Source organism: Zoogloea sp. (genome assembly GCF_041911615.1).
Lineage (GTDB): Bacteria > Pseudomonadota > Gammaproteobacteria > Burkholderiales > Rhodocyclaceae > Zoogloea.
Map to the genome: position 1 here is coordinate 1 of NZ_JAYROR010000102.1, position 18564 is coordinate 18564.

Below are 18564 nucleotides of genomic sequence, written 5' to 3' on the forward strand. Positions count from 1 at the left end.
CAGGGGGCGTGGCGTCGCGATGGCGGTGGCGACGAGGGCCCGGGCCGCGTCCGACTGGCCCAGGCCGGGCCCCACCGCGATGGCGCCCATCGCCGGATCGGCGAGCAGATCGGCAGCGGTGCGGAACATCAGCTCGGGGCGCAGCAGGTCCACCGCCAGCGCGGCGGGGTCGAGCAGGCCGACGAGCACCCGTCCGGCGCCCAGGTAGGCCGCCGCGCGGCCTGCCAGCAGCGCGGCGCCGACCATGCCGGGGGCGCCGCCGATCAGCGCGGCGTCGCCGTAGCTGCCCTTGTGGCTGTTGTTGCGGCGCGGTCGCAGGTGCGTCGCGAAGAGCGCCGGGGTGATCTCGCGCCCCGGAGCCGGGACGAGGGCTTCGGGGTCGAGGTCGATGGGGTCGAGATGGCGTTCGCCGCAGTGGTCGGGGCCGTCGAGGGTGAGCAGGCCGGGCTTGAGGGCGATGAAGGTGATCGTGTGGCTGGCCTCGAAGCAGGGGCCGAGGGTGCGACCGGTGTCGGCGTCGAGCCCGCTGGGGATGTCGATGGCAAGGCGTGGGCCGGGATGGGCGTTGAGGCGGTCGATCCAGTCGGCGTAGCGGCCTTCGAGGGGGCGCTGCAGGCCGATGCCGAACAGCGCGTCGACCACCAGCGTCCAGCCGTCGGGGGGCGGGGGCGGCAGGTCGGGAACGGTGCGGCCGCCGGCGGCGATCCAGGCGGCGTGGGCTGCCGCGGCGTCGGCGGGGAGGCGGGCCGGATCGCCGGCGAAGGCGACCCGCACGTCGAGCCCGGCGTCCTTCAGGTGGCGGGCCAGCACGAAGCCGTCGCCGCCGTTGTTGCCCGGGCCGCAGGCGATCAACGCGCGGGCCGGTGCCGGTGCGAGCCGCAGGGCAAGCCTCGCGGCGGCGGCGCCGGCGCGTTCCATCAGCGGCGGCGTGGCGCCGGGCAGGGCGAGGGCTTCGACGTCGCGGATCGCGGCGACGGGGTAGATGGGGCGGGCGGTGGGGAACATGGCCGGTTTCCGGGGCGCAGCGGTGAAGCGATTCTAGCCGAGCGGGACACCTACGCAATCCTGCGTATTTGTGCCGGCCGGTGGGCTCCGTAACCTTGGGGCCATTGCTGCACCGCATGAATCCGAACCCACTCAAGGAGCCCATGATGCAAACCCGCCGCACTTTCCTGAAGGCCGCCGTCCTGTCCGCTTCCATCGCCGCGATGGGGGGGCTGGCGTCCACCGCCTACGCCGCCGACACGATCAAGGTCGGCATCCTGCACTCGCTGTCGGGCACGATGGCGATCTCCGAGACGGCGCTGAAGGAAACCGCGCTGATGACCATCGAGGAGATCAACGCCAAGGGCGGCGTGCTCGGCAAGAAGCTCGAGCCGGTGGTGGTGGACCCGGCCTCCGACTGGCCGAAGTTTGCCGAGAAGGCCCGCCAGCTGCTGTCCCAGGACAAGGTGGCGGTGACCTTCGGCTGCTGGACCTCGGTGTCCCGCAAGTCGGTGCTGCCGGTGTACAAGGAGCTCAACGGCCTGCTGTTCTATCCGGTGCAGTACGAGGGTGAAGAGCTTGAGAAGAACGTCTTCTACACCGGCGCGGCGCCCAACCAGCAGGCCATCCCGGCGGTGGAATACCTGATGAGCAAGGAAGGCGGCTCGGCCAAGCGCTTCGTGCTGCTGGGCACCGATTATGTGTACCCGCGCACCACCAACAAGATCCTGCGCGCCTTCCTGAAGAGCAAGGGCGTGGCTGAGGCCGACATCATGGAGGAGTACACCCCCTTCGGCCATTCGGATTACCAGACCATCATCGCCAAGATCAAGAAGTTCGCGGCCGAAGGCAAGAAGACGGCGGTGATCTCGACGATCAACGGCGACTCCAACGTGCCTTTCTACAAGGAACTGGGCAACGCCGGCCTGAAGGCCAAGGACGTGCCGGTGGTGGCCTTCTCGGTGGGTGAAGAGGAGCTGCGTGGCGTTGATGCCAAGCCGCTGGTGGGCCACCTGGCCGCGTGGAACTACTTCATGTCGGTGAAGAACCCCGAGAACGACAAGTTCATCAAGATGTACCGCGACTGGGCCAAGAAGGCCAAGCTGCCCAAGGCCGACACCGTGGTCACCAACGACCCGATGGAGGCCACCTACGTGGGCATCCACATGTGGGCGCAGGCGGTCGAGAAGGCCAAGAGCACCGACACCGACAAGGTGATCGCCGCGATGGCCGGCCAGACCTTCGCCGCGCCGTCCGGCTTCACTCTCAAGATGGACGAGACCAACCACCACCTGCACAAGCCGGTGTTCATCGGCGAGATCAAGGCGGATGGCCAGTTCAACACTGTCTGGAAGACCAAGGGCCCGATCCGCGCCCAGCCGTGGAGCCCGTACATCCCCGGCAACGAAGGCAAGCAGAAGCTCTGAGCGCCTAGCCGTGGGCTGGCGGGCGGCGGCTTCCGGGCCCGCCGCCCGCCCGTGGGGCGAATCGCGCCGCTGCGGCGCGGCCCCCTCCCGCACATCCGTCTCTCCCCGGGGGAATGCCATGAAACGACTTTTCCTGACGATCAGCCTGCTTGGCGCCCTGTGGGCCGGCAGCGCGGCGGCCGCGCTCGACCCGGCCGTCCTCAAGGGCCTGGCGGCCGACGACTTCGACGCCAGGCAGGCCGCCATCACCCAGCTCGCCGCCGCCGGCGACGCGGACGCCGAACGGGTGCTCAAGGCGCTCTCGGACGACGCGCTGGCCGTGGCCGGCGGTCGCGTCGTGATCACGACCGGCGGGCAGGTGCTCGATGCCGCCAGCGGTGCCGCGATCAAGCCGGCCCCGGCCAACCCCGAATCCATCGGCCTCAACAACGCCCTGCGCCAGCAGGTGGATGGCGCCCTCGCGGCGCTGCGTTTGTTCTCGGCCGATCGCACCGAACGCCTCGCCGCCGCGAAGCTGCTGCTCGCCGACATGGGCGACGGCGCGGCGCTGCTGCCGCTTCTCGACAAGGCCGTGAAGGCCGAGACGGATGCCGAGATCAAGCCGATCCTCGCCCAGCTCCACGCCCAGGCCCGCCTCACCAGCCCCGACGCTGCGGTGCGCCTTGCCGCCGTGCAGACCCTGGGTGAATCCGCCAGCCCGGCGGTGAAGGCGCTGCTGCTGCCCCTCGTCGAGAAGCAGGGCGACGCCTACGCCGAGCCGGACGACAAGGTGCGCTACGCCGCCCAGACCGCGATCAAGGCCATCGAAGGCCGCCTCGCCTGGAGCGAGACCGCCGGCCAGATCTTCACCGGCGTGTCGCTGGGCTCGATCCTGCTGCTGGCGGCCCTAGGCCTGGCGATCACCTACGGCGTGATGGGCGTCATCAACATGGCCCACGGCGAGCTGCTGATGATCGGCGCCTACTCGGCCTACGCCATGCAGACCCTGTTCCGCGCGCAGTTTCCGGATTTCGTCGATTACTACCTGGTGGCCGCGGTGCCGGTGGCCTTCTTCGTCGCGGCGCTGGTGGGCATGGCGATGGAGCGCACGGTGATTCGTCACCTCTACGGTCGTCCGCTGGAAACCCTGCTCGCCACCTGGGGCCTGTCGCTGGTGCTGATCCAGGCCGCGCGGCTGCTGTTCGGCGCCCAGAACGTGGAAGTCGCCAACCCGGTGTGGATGTCCGGCGGCGTGCAGATCGCCGAGAACCTTGCGCTGCCCTGGAACCGGCTGGTGATCGTGGCGTTCTCGGGTTTTGTGCTGCTCTTGGTGTGGCTGATGATGAACAAGACCCGCCTGGGGATGTTCGTCCGCGCCGTGACCCAGAACCGTCCGATGGCCGGCTGCGTGGGCGTGCCCACCGCGCGCATCGACACCCTGGCCTTCGGCATCGGCTCGGGCATCGCCGGGCTGGGCGGTGTGGCCCTGTCGCAGATCGCCAACGTGGGCCCGGACATGGGCACCGGCTACATCGTCGATTCCTTCATGGTCGTCGTGCTCGGCGGCGTGGGCCAGCTGGCCGGCGCGGTGTGGGCGGCGCTGGGGCTCGGCGTGGTCAGCAAGTTCCTCGAAGGCTGGGCCGGCGCGGTGATCGCCAAGATCCTGGTGCTGGTCTTCATCATCATCTTCATCCAGAAGCGTCCGCAGGGCTTGTTTGCCCTCAAGGGTCGTTTCGTAGAAAACTGAGGAGGGCGACATGCGCACGCCTGCAAGCATCAAACTCGTCGCCGGACTCGGCCCCAAGGGCTGGCTGGCGGTGGCGATCACCGCGTTGGTGGCCTGGGTGCTGGTGCCCATGGCCCACCTGATGCTGCCCGAGAGCCATCCGCTGCACGTCTCCACCTTCGCCATCACCCTGATCGGCAAGATCCTGTGCTACGCCGTGGTGGCGGTGGCGATGGACCTGATCTGGGGCTACGGCGGCATCCTGAGTCTCGGCCACGGGCTGTTCTTCGCGCTGGGCGGCTACAGCTTCGGCATGTACCTGATGCGCCAGATCGGCCGCGAGGGCAGCTACCAGAGCGACCTGCCGGACTTCATGGTGTTCCTCGACTGGAAGGAGCTGCCCTGGTACTGGACGGGCTCGGACCACTTCCTGTGGGCGCTGTTCCTGGCGGTGGCGGTGCCCGGCGTGATCGCCTGGATCTTCGGCTACTTCGCCTTCCGCTCGCGGATCAAGGGCGTGTATTTCTCGATCATCACCCAGGCGCTCACCTACGCGGCGATGCTGTTCTTCTTCCGCAACGAGACCGGCTTTGGCGGCAACAACGGCTTCACCGACTTCAAGCGCATCCTGGGCTACTCGATCACCGCCCCCGAGACGCGGCTGGTGCTGTTCGGCCTGTCGGTGGCGCTCTTGCTGGGCACGCTGATCCTCGGCCGAGTGCTCATCGCCTCGAAGTTCGGCAAGGTGCTCACCGCCATCCGCGACGCCGAGAGCCGGGTGATGTTCATCGGCTACAACCCGCTGCACTACAAGCTGTTCATCTGGACGCTGTCGGCCATGCTGTGCGGCCTGGCCGGTGCGCTCTACGTGCCGCAAGTGGGCATCATCAACCCGTCGGAGATGTCCGTCGCCAACTCCATCGAGATCGCCATCTGGGCGGCGGTGGGCGGGCGCGGCACGCTGATCGGGCCGGTGTTCGGCGCGGCCATCGTCAATCTGTCGAAGAGCTGGTTCACCACCAGCTTCCCGGAATACTGGCTGTTCTTCCTGGGCCTGCTGTTCATCCTCGTCACCCTCTACCTGCCCCAGGGCGTGGTGGGCCTGTGGGCGAAGCTGACCCGCCGCGAGGCCCGTACCGCCGCCCCGGCCAAGCCCGAAACCCCCGTCGCGCCGGCTGCCCGCAGCAGCGAATCCACCGCCGCCAGCCTGCCCGCCGGTGCCGCCAAAGGAGCTTCCGCATGAGAGTCGAATCGTCAATCTCCCGCAACGCCCCCGCCGACGGCCAGACCGAGCACTGGGACGGCGAGGCCAGCACCGGCCACGTGCTCAAGCCCGGCGAGCTGGACCTGTCGCACAACGTCATCCTGTATCTGGACGACATCACCGTGAGCTTCGACGGCTTCCGCGCCCTCAACGCGCTGTCGCTGCAGATCGACGCCGGCGAGCTGCGCTGCATCATCGGCCCCAACGGCGCCGGCAAGACGACGATGATGGACGTCATCACCGGCAAGACCCGGCCCGACAGCGGCAAGGCCTTCTTCGGCCAGACGATCGACCTGACCCGGATGACCGAGCCGCAGATCGCCCACGCCGGCATCGGCCGCAAGTTCCAGAAGCCCACGATCTTCGAGCGCCACACGGTGTTCGAGAACCTGGAGCTGGCCCTCAAGACCGACAAGCGCGTCAAGAAGAGCCTCTTCGCCCGGCTGTTTGGCGACGACCTGGACAAGATCGCCGACACCCTCCGGCAGATCCGCCTCGCGGATCAGGCCGACCGGCCCGCCGGGCTGCTCTCCCACGGCCAGAAGCAATGGCTGGAGATCGGCATGTTGCTGGTGCAGGACCCGAAGCTGCTGCTCCTCGACGAACCCGTGGCCGGCATGACCGACGACGAGACCGAGCGCACCGCCGAGCTGTTCGTCAGCCTCAAGGGCAAGCACTCGCTGATGGTCGTCGAGCACGACATGGCCTTCGTCGAGGCCCTGGGCGGCAAGGTCACGGTGCTGTGCGAGGGCTCGGTGCTCGCCGAAGGCGACCTCGCCACCGTGCAGGCCGACCCGCGGGTGATCGACGTGTATCTCGGCAGATAGGAGGGATGAGTGAGGCGTGAGGAGGCCTGATCGCGCCTTGTGCGCTGGCGATTTGCGCTGCAAGGGTTCAGCGCCGCCGGCCCCTCACTCCTGACCCCCGGACTCCTCACCGCTCCTTACTCCTGACTCCTCACTCCTCACTGCCTCTGGAGACCCCCATGCTCACCGTCACCCACCTCAACCAGTACTACGGCGGCTCCCACATCCTGCGCGACCTCAGCTTCGAGGTGCCGATGGGCAAGGTGACCACGCTGCTTGGCCGCAACGGCGTCGGCAAGACGACCCTGCTCAAGACGCTGATGGGCCTGGTGCCCGCCGCCACCGGCAGCATCCAGCTCGGCGGCCAGGACATCACCCGGGCCGCCAGCTACAACCGCGTGCGCGCCGGCATCGGCTACGTGCCCCAGGGCCGCGAGATCTTCCCGCGCCTCACGGTGGAGGAGAACCTCCAGATGGGCCTCGCCACCCGCCCGGCCAGCAGCCAGGTGCCCACGCGCATCTTCGAGATGTTCCCGGTGCTCAAGCAGATGATGAAGCGCCGCGGCGGCGATCTTTCGGGCGGCCAGCAGCAACAGCTCGCCATCGGCCGCGCGCTGGCCCCGGGGCCCACGCTGCTGATCCTCGACGAGCCCACCGAAGGCATCCAGCCGTCGATCATCAAGGACATCGAGCGCGCCATCCGCGCCCTCGCCGAAACCGGCGAGATGGCGATCCTGCTGGTGGAGCAGTACTACGACTTCGCCCGCTCGCTGGCCGACCACTACCTGCTGATGGAGCGCGGCGAGATCATCAGCCGGGGCCGGGGCGACGAGATGGAGGCGAACCGGGTCCGGGAATTGCTATCGGTCTAGGCGGAGCCCGCCATGCAGGGGTTGTCGGCGGTCGGCCATCACGGGGTGAAAGACTGGGGGCTGGCACCGGCAGCCAGTGCTGGCGCGGCTCCGCACGTTTCAGCTCGTCTTGGTGGGGGCATCCGTCGTCCGCTCGCAAATGCAGTGCGGATGCCCGTTGCTGCACCTGAATGGGGCGCTTGCGCACTTTTTTGGTGCAAATGCGCAGCTCGGCGCTTCGACCGCGCAGCTCACGGCTGCATGTCCCGGGTCTCGAACTGTGCGATTGCCCGTTTTGGGTGCATTGTTGAAGCTTGGGCGTGCCGTGTCGCGGCCCTGAAGTCCGTCGTCGCGGTTCCCGGCCTCATGGGTGCCCCTTGCTGGTGCAGTGCTCCGCCTCGGCGGGGCGTCCGCGTATCTGAAACTGCCGTCATGTCCGAAACCTGCCGCGACCCTGTCACTCCGATTCGTCCGCAGCCCGCTCTGGGTGGCGGGGGCGCGCGGCCGGCCGGACCGGCCGAGATCGCCGCGGCGCGCCGTCCGCACGCGCCATCCGCCACCTGGGATGCCCGCCTCGAACTCGGTTTCGCCGCCGACGGCGCCCGCACGGCACTGATCCATCGTCGCCACGAAGGCCCGCTGCGGGTGCAGAAGGCGCTCTACCCGGAAGGCCCCGCGGTGTGTCACGCCCTGGTGCTGCATCCGCCCGCCGGTATCGCGGGGGGCGACGCCCTGCGTCTGCAGGTCCGGGTGGGCGAGGGGGCGCACGCCCTCGTCACCACCCCCGGCGCGGGCAAGTGGTATCGCAGCCGCCAGCCCGACGACGCACAACTCGCCCGCCAGACCCTTGATTTCGACATCGCGCCGGGCGGCATCCTCGAATGGCTGCCCCAGGAGGCCATCGTCTTCGACCGCGTGCGCGGCCGCGCCCACAGCCAGGTGCGGCTCGCCGGCGACGCGGTCTTCATGGGGCTGGATCTCCTGTGCCTGGGGCGCACCGCCTCGGGCGAACGCTTCACCGCCGGCAGCCTCGCCATCGCCTCGACGATCACCCGCGACGGTCGCCTGTTGTGGCACGAGCAAGGCTGCATCGAGGGCGGCGCGCGACTCCTGGATTCGCCGGTCGGGCTGCGTGGTCAGCCCGTCACCGGCACCCTGCTGGTGGCGGCGGAGGGCATCGACACCGCGCTCCTCGAAGCCTGCCGCGCCGTGCAGCCGTTGGTGGGCGAGGGCGGCGTGACGCGTCTGCCGGGCCTGCTGGTGGCCCGCTACCTGGGCCCCGCGGCCGAGCCGGCGCGGGCCTGGTTCGTCGCCCTGTGGTCCGTGCTGCGCCCCGCGCTGGCGGGCCGCGCGGCCGCCGTGCCGCGCATCTGGCACACCTGATTCAATCGAAGTCGCACCGACAACACGAGGCATTCCATGGAACTGACCCCCCGCGAAAAGGACAAGCTGCTGATCTTCACCGCCGGCCTGCTGGCCGAGCGGCGCAAGGCCCGCGGCCTCAGGCTCAATTACCCGGAGGCGGTGGCCTACCTGTCCGCCGCGATCCTCGAGGGCGCCCGCGACGGCCGCACCGTGGCCGAGCTGATGCACTACGGCACCACGCTCCTCACCCGCGCCGACGTGATGGACGGCGTGCCCGAGATGATCCCCGAGATCCAGGTCGAGGCCACCTTTCCCGACGGCACCAAGCTCGTCACCGTCCATCAACCCATCGTCTGAGGCCACGCCATGATCCCCGGAGAAATCGACACCCTCGACGGCGAGCTGGAACTCAACGTCGGCCGCGCCACCCTGAGCCTCGTCGTCGCCAACACCGGCGACCGCCCGATCCAGGTGGGCTCCCACTACCACTTTGCCGAGACCAACGCCGCGCTGTCCTTCGACCGCGCCGCGGCCCGGGGCCATCGCCTCAACATCGCCGCCGGCACCGCCGTGCGCTTCGAGCCCGGCCAGACCCGCACCGTCGAGCTGGTCGCCCTCGCCGGCGACCGCAAGGTGTTCGGCTTCAACGCCCAAGTGATGGGAGCCCTGTAAATGGCCAAGATTTCGCGCCGCGCCTACGCGGAAATGTTCGGCCCCACCGTGGGCGACCGGGTGCGCCTCGCCGACACCGAGCTGTGGATCGAGGTGGAGAAGGACTTCACGATCTACGGCGAGGAGGTGAAGTTTGGCGGCGGCAAGGTGATCCGCGACGGCATGGGCCAGGGCCAGCGCCTCGCCGCCGAGGTGGCGGATACCGTCATCACCAACGCCTTGATCCTCGACCACTGGGGCATCGTCAAGGCCGACATCGGCATCAAGCACGGGCGCATCGCCGCCATCGGCAAGGCCGGCAACCCGGACATCCAGCCCGGCCTGGATGGCAAGAACAGCATCGCCATCGGCGCCGCCACCGAGGTGATCGCCGGCGAGGGGATGATCGTCACCGCCGGCGGCATCGACACCCATATCCACTTCATCTGCCCGCAGCAGATCGAAGAGGCGCTGATGAGCGGCGTCACCACCATGATCGGCGGCGGCACCGGCCCGGCCACGGGCACCTACGCCACCACTTGCACGCCGGGGCCGTGGCACATCGCGCGGATGCTGCAGGCGGCCGACGCCTTCCCGATGAACCTGGGCTTTCTGGGCAAGGGCAACGCCAGCCAGCCGGGGCCGCTTCGCGAGCAGGTCGAGGCCGGGGTGATCGGCCTCAAGCTGCACGAGGACTGGGGCACGACGCCCGCCGCCATCGACACCTGCCTCTCCGTCGCCGAGGAGATGGACGTGCAGGTGGCGATCCACTCCGACACCCTCAACGAATCCGGTTTTGTGGAGACCACCGCCGCCGCCTTCAAGGGCCGCACCATCCACACCTTCCACACCGAAGGCGCGGGCGGCGGCCACGCGCCGGACATCGTCAAGCTGGCCGGCCTGCCCAACGTGCTGCCCAGCTCCACCAACCCGACCCGGCCCTACACCATCAACACCATCGACGAGCACCTGGACATGCTGATGGTGTGCCACCACCTCGACCCGGCCATCGCCGAGGACGTGGCCTTCGCCGAATCCCGCATCCGCCGCGAGACCATCGCCGCCGAGGACATCCTCCACGACATCGGCGCGCTGTCCATGTTCTCGTCCGATTCCCAGGCCATGGGCCGGGTCGGCGAGGTGGTCATCCGCACCTGGCAGACGGCCCACAAGATGAAGGTGCAGCGCGGCGCGCTGGGCAGCGACAGCGCCCGCAGCGACAACTTCCGCGCCAAACGCTACATCGCCAAATACACCATCAACCCGGCCATCGCCCACGGCATCAGCCATGTGGTCGGCTCGGTCGAGGTGGGCAAGCTGGCCGATCTGGTGATCTGGAAGCCGGCCTTCTTCGGCGTCAAGCCGAGCCTGATCCTGAAGGGCGGGATGATCGCCGCGGCCGCGATGGGCGACGCCAACGCGTCGATTCCCACGCCCCAGCCGGTGCATTACAAGCCGATGTTCGGTGCCTTCGCTGGCGGGCTGAAGACCTCGCTCACCTTCGTGTCCCAGGCGTCGCTGGCCAGTGGCGCGCTGGACGGCCTCGGCCTCGTCAAGCCACTCGAGGCCGTGCGCGGCATCCGCAGCGTCACCAAGTCCTCGATGATCCACAACGACTGGCAGGGCGAGATCAGCGTCGACCCCGAAACCTACGAGGTGCGCGCCGACGGCCAGCGCCTCACCTGCGAACCGGCCAGCGTGCTGCCGATGGCCCAACGTTACTTCCTGTTCTGACCATGCTGCTGATCGAAACCCGCTACACCGGCGACGCCGCCCCGACCGCGCGCCTGACCCTCGACTTCGACGCCCGCACCAAGAGCCGCCTGCGCACCCAGCTCGCGGATGGTGAGGCGGTCGGCCTGTTCCTGCCCCGCGGCACCATCCTGCGCGGTGGCGACCGCCTCCAGGCCGCCGACGGGCGCATCGTCGAGGTGGTCGCCGCGCCCGAAGACCTGATCGAGGCCCGCTGCGCCGACGCCTTCGCGCTGGCCCGGGCCGCCTACCACCTGGGCAACCGCCACGTGGCGGTGCAGGTGGGCGCCGGTTGGCTGCGCATCCAGGCCGACCACGTGCTCGAAACCATGCTCACCGGCCTCGGCGCCGATGTCGTCAGCCTTACCGCGCCCTTCGAGCCCGAAGCCGGTGCCTACGCCCACGGTCATCACCACGCCGAGCGCGGGGCGACCGAAGCCCGAATCCACCAGTACAAATGACCGTCACCCGCGCGACGCGCGACCGCTCCCCGTGCGGCAGCCGCACCTGCCGGGGGGCGCCTGCGTGAGCCTCGCCCTCGTCCGCCTGCTGCAGCTCACCAGCCCGACGCTGCCGGTGGGCGCCTACACGTATTCGCAGGGCTTGGAGTTCGCCATCGATTCGGGCCTCGTCAAGACCGAGGCGCAAGTGGGCGAATGGATCGGCGACGCGCTCACCGGTGCTTTTGGCGGTTTCGAGCTGCCGCTGCTGGCCCGCCTCCTCGAAGCCTGGCAGGCCGGCGACGACGCGGTGCTGGCCGAGCTCAACGCCCTCTGCCTCGCCAGCCGCGAGACCGCCGAATTGCGCGCCGAGACCGCGCAGATGGGCTACTCGCTGGTTCGCCTGCTGGTGGCGCTGCCGGCCTTCGCGACCCTGCCGGGCTGGGCGCCGCGCCTGCTCGGGGTGGCCGAACCGGCGTTTCCGGTAGCCTGGGCGGCGGCCGCGGCAGCGTGGCGGATCGACACCGACGCGGCGCTTGCCGGCTACGCCTGGGCGTGGCTCGAGAACGCGGTGATGGCGGCGGTGAAGGCGGTGCCCCTCGGTCAGGCCGCCGGCCAGCGCCTGCTCGCCGGACTGGCCGAGCGGGTGCCGGCCCAGGTGGTCGCGGCGCTGGCGGCGCCACGCGATGTCTGGTCCAATTTCCAGCCCGGCCTGGCGATCGCCAGCAGCCGCCACGAAACCCAGTATTCGCGACTCTTCCGCTCCTGACATGACTGCCACAGCCTCTTCCCCATCGCCCAAAGCCCCGGGCCGCGTGCCCGGCCTCGCCATCGCCTGCCAGGGCGGCGGTGCCCACACCGCCTTCACGGCCGGCGTGCTGGCCTACCTTTTCCTGTCCTTCGAGCACTTTCGGCGTCGCGGCGAAGACGGACAGTGGTTCGAACTGCTCGGCCTCTCCGGCACCTCCGGCGGCGCGATCACCGCCGCCATGGCCTGGAGCGAGGCGCCCGATGGCAGCTGGGCCGAGGGCGCCCGCCGCGTGCTGCGCTACTGGAACCGCAACAAGGCCAGCCTCGACGGGCGCGGCAAGCTGCCCATCTGGTGGGGCGAGTTCTTTTCCAACGCCGCTTCCCAGTGGGCGATGAGCCTGCAAGACTGGCTGCCCTCGGTGAGCACGCCGCCGTCGCCCTTCCTGTCGTCCCTGGTGCAGGCGCGCATGAAGGACGACATGCGCGCCGTGGTGAAGCTGCCCGACGGTGCCGACCGCTTTCACGGCCGCCCGGGGCTCGACCTGTTCGTCGGGGCGGTGGATGTGGTCAATCCCGGCGACGAGCCGCAGAGTGCCTTCCGAACCTTTCCCGAGCGGCCTGGCGAAGGATTGCGCCTGGACGAACTGCTCGCCAGCGCGTGCATTCCCGAGCTGTTCATCGCCACCCCGCTGTCGGTGCGCAAGGACGACGGCAGTGGCGGCCGCGAGACCCGTCTGTTCTGGGATGGCCTGTACTCCCAGAATCCACCCATCGACGACTTCTTCAGCGGACGGCCGCGGATGCGCAAGCCCGACCTGCTGTGGATCGTGCAGATCAACCCCAACCGCTACGAAGGCGGCGACGGCGGCCCGCTGACACCCGACGAGCAGGCCGACCGCCGCAACGAACTGGCCGGCAACCTGTCGCTGGGCCAGGAGCTGCGGGCCATCGACACGGTGAATCGGATCGCCTTCGAGCTGGCGGAGCTGCCCCGGCTCGAAGGCCCGCTGGCCGAATACAAGCCGGTGACGGTGTGCTTCATCCGCCTCGCTCAGCCCGAGACGGGGCCGCTGTCCCGCTTCCGGCTCGATTACGCCTCCAAGCTCGATCGGGACCCGGCCTTCATCGACGCGCTGATCGGCGAAGGCGTCCGCGCGGCCCACCGCGCCGCGATCCGCGGCGAGCTGGTGCGGCCCCACGCGTGCATGACCGAGGTGTGCGCCTTCGCCTACCGCAACCCCGCCTGGCCCACGCCGGCGGAGCTTGTCGAACTGCTCGACGATGCCACGCTGGCCGCTCAGTGGCGCGGGCTCATCGAATCCTGACCCCCAGACGAACGAACCAAGGAAACCCATGAAAGGCCAACCCCTGCGCGTCGGCATCGGCGGCCCCGTCGGCTCCGGCAAGACCGCGCTGACCCTCGCCCTGTGCCGTGCCCTGCGCGAGAAATACGATCTCGCGGTGGTCACCAACGACATCTACACCGCCGAGGACGCCCAGTTTCTGGTGCGCAACGAGGCGCTGGCGCCCGAGCGCATCATCGGCGTCGAAACCGGCGGCTGCCCGCACACCGCGATCCGCGAGGATGCGTCGATCAACCTGGAGGCCGTGGATCGCCTGATCCGCCTGTTTCCCGAGGTCGAGCTGATCTTCGTCGAATCCGGCGGCGACAACCTGGCCGCCACCTTCTCGCCGGAACTGTCCGACCTGACGCTCTACGTGATCGACGTGTCGGCCGGTGACAAGATCCCCCGCAAGGGCGGGCCGGGCATCACCAAGAGCGACCTGCTGGTCATCAACAAGATCGACCTCGCGCCGATGGTGGGTGCGTCCCTGGAGGTGATGGACCGGGACGCGAAGAAGATGCGCGGCGAGCGGCCGTTCATCTTCAGCAACCTCAAGACCGGCCAGGGCCTCGACGAGATCATCGCCTTCATCGAGCGGCAGGGCTTGCTGGCGGCGGGATGAGTGCGCGGCTTGCCAAAAACGTCACGCTTTTTGCGGTATGCTGCCGGGGCGCTTGATGCCGGCAGCGTTCCGGCCCGGGTAGCGCCATGAGTCTCTGACCACCAACAATGCAAAAGGGAACAGCAATGAGCGAGCAGAACAACAATTTCGAAGAGTTCTACGGTTACAAGTTCGAGGAACTGTCGGTCGGCCAGAGCGCCGCGTACGCCCGCACCGTCACCGAAGCCGACATCCTGATGTTCGCCGGCGTCTCGGGCGACTACAACCCGGTGCACATCAACGAAGAACTGGCCGCTTCGACCATGTTCGGTGGCCGCATCGCCCACGGCATGCTGTCGGCCGGCTTCATCTCCACCGTTCTCGGCACCAAGCTGCCCGGTCCCGGCGCCATCTACCTGGCCCAGACCCTCAAGTTCAAGGCCCCGGTGAAGATCGGCGACACCGTCGTGACCCGCTGCACCATCAAGGAGCTCGTGCCCGAGAAGCGCAAGGTCAAGTTCGACACCATCTGCACCGTCCGCGGCAAGACCGTGGTCGAAGGCGAAGCCGACATCATGGTGCCGGCCCGCTAAGTCCGGGTGATCGCGCCCGGCCCGGCTGGGCGGCGTGAGCAAGGCAAACGCCCCGCGAAAGCGGGGCGTTGTCGTTTGGGGCGAGCGTCGGGTGGGTCAGCGCAGCACGCGTCCGTCGCGGCCGAGCATGGTCAGGTCGACGAGGCGCGAGCCGTTGTGGCTGGCGCCCGAATAGCCGATCTTGTAGCCGCCCAGATCGAAACTGTTGCTCTCCAGGGTATTCACCAGTTTCTCGCGGGTCAGATCCTTGCCGGTCTTGCGGATCGCCTCGGCCATCAGCTTGGCGTTGATGAAGCCCTCGATGCCGTAGTAGCTGTAGTTGGTGTGTTTGGCGAAGGCCTGCAGGGCCTTGTGGTAATCCTTGGTGACCGGCTGGGTGTCGTTCCAGGGGTAGGGCATGACCTGGGAGATGCCGATACCGTGCGCCTCCCGCGCCCCCATCTCGCCCACCAGCAGATCGGCGCCGATCGGCGAGAGGGTCGTGAATTGCGGCACCTGACCGGCGGCACGCATCTGGCGCACGAAGGCCGCGGTGGGCTTGTACAGGGTCACCATGATCACCGCCTGGGGGTTGGCCTTGGCGATCTGGGCGACGGCGGGCTCTACCTTCAGCGAGTTGCGTTCGACCGAGGCCTCGGCCACGGGTTTGAGTTTGTGGCGGGCCAGGGCGGCGGTGACGCCATCCTTGCCCGACTTGCCGAAGCCGTCGTTCTGGTAGAACACCGCAATGTTGGTGATGCCGATGCCGACCATGTGATTGACGATCGCCTCGGTCTCGTCGGCGTAGCTGGCGCGCAGGTGGAACATGTAGCGATTGACCGGCGAACGCAGGCTGTCGGCGCCGCTGATGGTGCCGATCAACGGGACCTTGGCCTCGGCGAAGACCTTCATCGCCTCGGTGGTGGGCGACGAGCCGTAGAAGGCCATCAGCGCGAACACCTTGTGCTCGTTGATGAGCTTGCGGGTATTGGCCACGGTGCGCTCGGTTTCGTAGCCGTCGTCGATGGCGATCAGCTCGACCTTGCGGCCGTTGATGCCACCGGCGGCATTGAGCTGGGCGAAGTAGGCGAGGGCGCCTTCCTTCATTTCCTTTCCATAGGCCTCGTTGGGGCCGCTGAAGGGGGCAGACATGCCGAGGGTGATGGTGGTGTCGCTGATGCCGGGATCGGCGGCCAGCGCGAGGCCCGACGCGGCCAGCGCCAATCCCGCGCCGAGGGCGGCGAGGCGGGACTTGATGAAGTGGATGAGCATGGTTGTCGTTATTTTTTGTTAAGGAGACGATGCGCCGGCCAGTATAGGACAAAGAAATCGGTCGCGTAAAAGACACTGGCCGGCGTTCGAGGAACGCCGGCCAGTCATTTGGAATGCTGCGCCGCAGTATCTTCAGGGCATTTCAGCTGCTGAAGAAGTCCTTCACCTTGTCCATCCAGGACTTGGCTTTGGGGTTGTGTCGCTCGGCGTTGCTGGCCGCGATGTCGCCGAACTCGCGCAGCAATTCCTTCTGCCGCTCGGTGAGCTTGACCGGCGTCTCGACGATGACGTGCACCATCAGATCGCCCGGAGCGTGACTGCGCACGTTGCGGATACCCTTGCCGCGCAGGCGGAACACCTTGGCGCTCTGGGTTTCCGGCGGAATGCGGATGTTGGCCGCGCCGTCGAGGGTCGGAATCTCGATCTCGCCACCAAGGGCCGCGGTGGTGAAGCTGATCGGCATCTCGCAGTGCAGATCGTCGCCGTCGCGCTGGAAGACCGGGTGCTGCTTGATGTGGATTTCCACGTACAGGTCGCCCGCCGGACCGCCATTCACGCCCGGTTCGCCATGCCCGCCGTGACGCAGCCGCATTCCGTCGTCGATCCCGGCGGGAATCTTCACCTCGAGCGTCTTCTGGCGCTTGACCCGGCCGGCGCCGCCGCAGGCGGTGCACGGGTCGGGGATGATGCGACCGCTGCCGTGGCACTTCGGGCAGGTCTGCTGGATCGAGAAGAAGCCTTGCTGGATGCGCACCTGGCCCGCGCCGCCGCAGGTGGGGCAGGTCTTGGGCTGGGTGCCGGGCTTGGCGCCGCTGCCGTGGCAGGTGTCGCATTCTTCCTGGGCCGGAATGCGGATCGTCTTCTCGGCGCCGCGGGCGGCTTCTTCCAGCGTGATCTCGAGGTTGTAGCGCAGATCGGCGCCGCGATAGACGTTGGAACGCCCGCGTCCGCCACCGCCACCGAAGATGTCGCCGAAGATGTCGCCGAAGGCGTCGGCAAAGCCTTCGAAACCCTGGCCGCCACCGCCGCCGCCCATCTGCGGGTTGACGCCGTCGTGGCCGTAGCGGTCGTAGGCGGCGCGCTTGTTCGCGTCGGTGAGGATCTCGTAGGCCTCCTTGGCCTCCTTGAACTTCTCCTCGGCGTCCTTGTTGTCCGGGTTACGGTCCGGGTGGTACTTCATGGCCAGCTTGCGGTAGGCCTTTTTCAGCTCGTCCTCGGAGGCGTCGCGATTGACGCCGAGGACTTCGTATAAATCCCGTTTCGCCATGTTTGGGTGCTCTGGCTATCTTGTGGAAAGGCCGAGCCGAGCGGTGCGCGGGGCACCGGCATGGCTCGGCCGGGTCGGTCAGGTCAGCTTTTCAGCCGTAGGGCTTACTTCTTGTCCTTCACTTCGGTGAACTCGGCGTCCACCACGTCGGGGTCGTTGGACTTGGCGCCACCGGCGGAGGCACCAGCGCCGCCCGCCGCGCCGGCAGCACCCGCTTCGGCCTGGGCCTGGGCGTAGATGTGCTCGCCGAGCTTCTGGCTGGCCTGGCCGAGCGCTTCGCTCTTGGCATCGATGGCGGCCTTGTCGCCAGACTTGATGGCTTCCTCGGCTTCGGCGATGGCGGCCTCGATCTTGGCCTTGTCGTCGCCGATCTTGTCGCCGTGTTCGGCCAGCGCCTTCTTGACCGAGTGGACCAGGGTGTCGAGCTGGTTGCGGGCATCGACCAGTTCGTGAGCCTTCTTGTCTTCCTCGGCGTGGGCCTCGGCGTCGCGCACCATGCGCTGGATCTCGTCATCGGACAGACCGGAGTTGGCCTTGATGGTGATCTTGTTTTCCTTGCCGGTGGCCTTGTCCTTGGCGGACACGTGCAGGATGCCGTTGGCGTCGATGTCGAAGGTGACCTCGATCTGCGGCATGCCGCGCGGGGCCGGCGGAATGTCGGACAGGTTGAACTGGCCGAGGCTCTTGTTGCCGGAGGCCATCTCGCGCTCGCCCTGCAGCACGTGGATGGTCACGGCGGACTGGTTGTCGTCGGCGGTGGAGAACACTTGCGAGGCCTTGGTCGGGATCGTGGTGTTCTTCTGGATGAGCTTGGTCATCACGCCGCCCAGGGTTTCGATGCCCAGCGACAGCGGGGACACGTCGAGGAGCAGCACGTCCTTGACTTCGCCCTGCAGCACGCCGCCCTGGATGGAGGCGCCGACGGCAACGGCTTCGTCCGGGTTCACGTCACGGCGCGGGTCCTTGCCGAAGAATTCCTTCACCTTCTCGATGACCTTCGGCATGCGGGTCTGGCCGCCGACGAGGATCACGTCGTCGATGTCGGAAACCTTCACGCCGGCGTCCTTCAGGGCCACGCGGCAGGGCTCGATGGTGCGCTCGACCAGGTCTTCGACCAGCGACTCGAACTTGGCGCGGGTGATCTTGAGCGCCAGGTGCTTCGGACCGGTGGCGTCGGCGGTGATGTAGGGCAGGTTGATTTCGGTCTGCTGGCCGGAGGACAGCTCGATCTTGGCCTTTTCGGCGGCTTCCTTGAGGCGCTGCAGGGCCAGCACGTCGTTCTTGAGATCGACGCCTTGTTCCTTTTTGAACTCGGTGACGATGTAGTCGATGATGCGCTGGTCGAAGTCTTCGCCGCCCAGGAAGGTGTCGCCGTTGGTGGCCAGCACTTCAAACTGGTGCTCGCCGTCGATGTCGGCGATTTCGATCACGGAGATGTCGAAGGTGCCGCCGCCGAGGTCGAACACGGCGATCTTGGAGTCGCCCGGCTTCTTGTCCATGCCGAAGGCGAG

General features: G+C 68.2%; 18 protein-coding genes. 14 read left to right on the plus strand and 4 right to left on the minus strand.

The window, feature by feature from the left end; translation table 11 throughout:
* Positions 1 to 1005: NAD(P)H-hydrate epimerase (locus ACE3P2_RS13065; protein WP_374265120.1), on the minus strand; the 1005-nt coding region annotated here is incomplete at its 3' end.
* Between the two features lie 146 nt (positions 1006 to 1151).
* Here ACE3P2_RS13065 and urtA point away from each other — a divergent pair.
* The 14 genes from urtA to ACE3P2_RS13135 all read left to right on the plus strand — a co-directional run bounded on the left by urtA (position 1152) and on the right by ACE3P2_RS13135 (position 14535).
* Positions 1152 to 2411: an urea ABC transporter substrate-binding protein gene (urtA, locus tag ACE3P2_RS13070; protein WP_374265154.1), complete on the plus strand. Its 1260-nt coding sequence runs from the start codon at positions 1152 to 1154 to the stop codon at positions 2409 to 2411.
* Positions 2412 to 2529: 118 nt separating this feature from the next.
* Positions 2530 to 4137 (plus strand): urea ABC transporter permease subunit UrtB, encoded by a 1608-nt coding sequence (gene urtB / locus ACE3P2_RS13075; RefSeq protein ID WP_374265122.1) that lies wholly within the window; start codon positions 2530 to 2532, stop codon positions 4135 to 4137.
* A 10-nt stretch (positions 4138 to 4147) separates the two neighbouring features.
* Positions 4148 to 5359 (plus strand): urea ABC transporter permease subunit UrtC, encoded by a 1212-nt coding sequence (gene urtC / locus ACE3P2_RS13080; RefSeq protein WP_374265124.1) that lies wholly within the window; start codon positions 4148 to 4150, stop codon positions 5357 to 5359.
* Entirely contained in the window at positions 5356 to 6207 is an 852-nt protein-coding gene (gene urtD / locus ACE3P2_RS13085; RefSeq protein WP_374265126.1) for an urea ABC transporter ATP-binding protein UrtD, read from the plus strand. The genes urtC and urtD overlap by 4 nt, the downstream gene beginning before the upstream one ends.
* A gap of 158 nt (positions 6208 to 6365) precedes the next feature.
* On the plus strand, positions 6366 to 7058 hold the full coding sequence (urtE, locus tag ACE3P2_RS13090; protein WP_374265128.1) for an urea ABC transporter ATP-binding subunit UrtE: 693 nt from the start codon (positions 6366 to 6368) through the stop codon (positions 7056 to 7058).
* Between the two features lie 411 nt (positions 7059 to 7469).
* Positions 7470 to 8420 carry an urease accessory protein UreD gene (locus ACE3P2_RS13095; RefSeq protein ID WP_374265130.1) on the plus strand — a complete coding sequence of 317 codons (951 nt, stop codon included), beginning with the start codon at positions 7470 to 7472 and terminating at the stop codon, positions 8418 to 8420.
* Positions 8421 to 8456: 36 nt separating this feature from the next.
* Positions 8457 to 8759 carry an urease subunit gamma gene (ureA, locus tag ACE3P2_RS13100; RefSeq protein ID WP_374265132.1) on the plus strand — a complete coding sequence of 101 codons (303 nt, stop codon included), beginning with the start codon at positions 8457 to 8459 and terminating at the stop codon, positions 8757 to 8759.
* A gap of 9 nt (positions 8760 to 8768) precedes the next feature.
* A complete protein-coding gene (locus tag ACE3P2_RS13105) occupies positions 8769 to 9074 on the plus strand; it encodes an urease subunit beta (RefSeq protein ID WP_374265134.1) in 306 nt (101 codons plus the stop codon).
* Positions 9075 to 10787, plus strand: coding sequence for an urease subunit alpha (ureC, locus tag ACE3P2_RS13110; RefSeq protein WP_374265136.1), 1713 nt, complete (start codon positions 9075 to 9077; stop codon positions 10785 to 10787).
* A 2-nt stretch (positions 10788 to 10789) separates the two neighbouring features.
* Positions 10790 to 11266 (plus strand): urease accessory protein UreE, encoded by a 477-nt coding sequence (gene ureE / locus ACE3P2_RS13115; RefSeq protein ID WP_374265138.1) that lies wholly within the window; start codon positions 10790 to 10792, stop codon positions 11264 to 11266.
* Between the two features lie 64 nt (positions 11267 to 11330).
* Entirely contained in the window at positions 11331 to 12014 is a 684-nt protein-coding gene (locus ACE3P2_RS13120; RefSeq protein ID WP_374265140.1) for an urease accessory protein UreF, read from the plus strand.
* 1 nt (position 12015) lies between these two features.
* Entirely contained in the window at positions 12016 to 13320 is a 1305-nt protein-coding gene (locus ACE3P2_RS13125) for a patatin-like phospholipase family protein (protein ID WP_374265142.1), read from the plus strand.
* Between the two features lie 28 nt (positions 13321 to 13348).
* On the plus strand, positions 13349 to 13963 hold the full coding sequence (ureG, locus tag ACE3P2_RS13130; protein WP_374265144.1) for an urease accessory protein UreG: 615 nt from the start codon (positions 13349 to 13351) through the stop codon (positions 13961 to 13963).
* 125 nt (positions 13964 to 14088) lie between these two features.
* Positions 14089 to 14535 (plus strand): MaoC family dehydratase, encoded by a 447-nt coding sequence (locus ACE3P2_RS13135; RefSeq protein ID WP_374265146.1) that lies wholly within the window; start codon positions 14089 to 14091, stop codon positions 14533 to 14535.
* A gap of 96 nt (positions 14536 to 14631) precedes the next feature.
* Here ACE3P2_RS13135 and ACE3P2_RS13140 read toward each other — a convergent pair whose 3' ends face one another.
* The 3 genes from ACE3P2_RS13140 to dnaK all read right to left on the minus strand — a co-directional run.
* Positions 14632 to 15786 (minus strand): ABC transporter substrate-binding protein, encoded by a 1155-nt coding sequence (locus ACE3P2_RS13140; protein WP_374265148.1) that lies wholly within the window; start codon positions 15784 to 15786, stop codon positions 14632 to 14634.
* Positions 15787 to 15928: 142 nt separating this feature from the next.
* Positions 15929 to 17053 (minus strand): molecular chaperone DnaJ, encoded by a 1125-nt coding sequence (gene dnaJ, locus ACE3P2_RS13145; RefSeq protein ID WP_374265150.1) that lies wholly within the window; start codon positions 17051 to 17053, stop codon positions 15929 to 15931.
* A 104-nt stretch (positions 17054 to 17157) separates the two neighbouring features.
* The coding region (gene dnaK, locus ACE3P2_RS13150; protein ID WP_374265152.1) for a molecular chaperone DnaK at positions 17158 to 18564 on the minus strand (1407 nt) is incomplete at its 5' end.